Source organism: Dolichospermum sp. UHCC 0352 (genome assembly GCF_009711925.1).
In the GTDB taxonomy this organism is placed as follows: domain Bacteria; phylum Cyanobacteriota; class Cyanobacteriia; order Cyanobacteriales; family Nostocaceae; genus Dolichospermum; species Dolichospermum lemmermannii.
On sequence record NZ_VIKY01000174.1, the window covers coordinates 1 to 1,137 of the forward strand.

Annotated in this window: 1 pseudogene; it reads right to left on the bottom strand. The window is 43.2% G+C overall.

Going from position 1 to position 1,137, the window contains the following annotated elements:
- Window positions 1-103: 103 nt before the first annotated feature.
- Window positions 104-1,137 (bottom strand): annotated as a pseudogene (locus FJR06_RS11910) (tetratricopeptide repeat protein); the annotation flags it as partial.

Consider the following 1,137-nt stretch of genomic DNA (forward strand, 5'->3'; position numbering starts at 1 on the left):
AGGCTCTGCCTCAAATACAGTGAATATAATGGAGGCAGAGCCTCCTGTGGGCATTCCCCGGCAGAGCCAGGGAACGAGGGATTAACATCACCAAAGAAACTCCCTACAACCCTTTTAATAAAGCCATAGCTTTTTCATAAAGAGCAGTATTCCCTTGAGCCTTGAACAATTGCGCTGCTCGTTGCAGGTCTTCTCTGACTTTTTGTTTGTCACCAAGTTGATAATAAACAATTCCCCGACCGGCGTAGGCTTGGGCATTGTTAGGATTAATCTTGATAGCTTGGTTGAAATCATCTATTGCTCCTGGCTTATCTCCTAATTCAGCACGGACAATTCCCCGACCGGCGTAGGCTTGGGCATTGTTAGGATTAATCTTGATAGCTTGGTTGAAATCATCTATTGCTCCTGGCTTATCTCCTAATTCAGCACGGACAATTCCCCGGTTGTTGTAGGCTTGGGCATAGTTAGGATTAATCTTGATAGCTTGGTTGTAATCATCTATTGCTCCTTGCTTATTTCCTAATTCATTACGGACAAGTCCCCGGTTGTAGTAGGCATCGGCATTGTTAGGATTAATCTTGATAGCTTGGGTGTAATCATCTATTGCTCCTTGCTTATCTCCTAATTCATATTTAGCAATTCCCCGGTTGCCGTAAGCTTGGGCATCGTTAGGATTAATCTTGATAGCTAGGGTGTAATCATCTATTGCACCTTGCTTATCTCCTAATTCATATTTAGCACCTCCCCGCCTGCCGTAGGCTAGGGCTAAGTTAGGGTCAATCTTAATGGCTTGGGTGTAATCATTTATTGCTCCTTGCTTATCTCCTAATTCATATTTAGCATATCCCCGCCTACTGTGGGCTAGGGCATAGTTAGGATTAATCTTGATAGCTAGGTTGTAATCATCTATAGCACCTTGCTTATCTCCTAATTCATTACGGACATTTCCCCGGATGCTGTAGGTTAGGGCTAAGTTAGGGTCAATCTTAATGGCTTGGGTGTAATCATCTATTGCTCCTTGCTTATCTCCTAATTCATTACGGACATTTCCCCGGATGCTGTAGGCTAGGGCATCGTTAGGATTAATCTTGATAGCTAGGTTGTAATCATCTATAGCACCTTGCTTATCTCCTAATT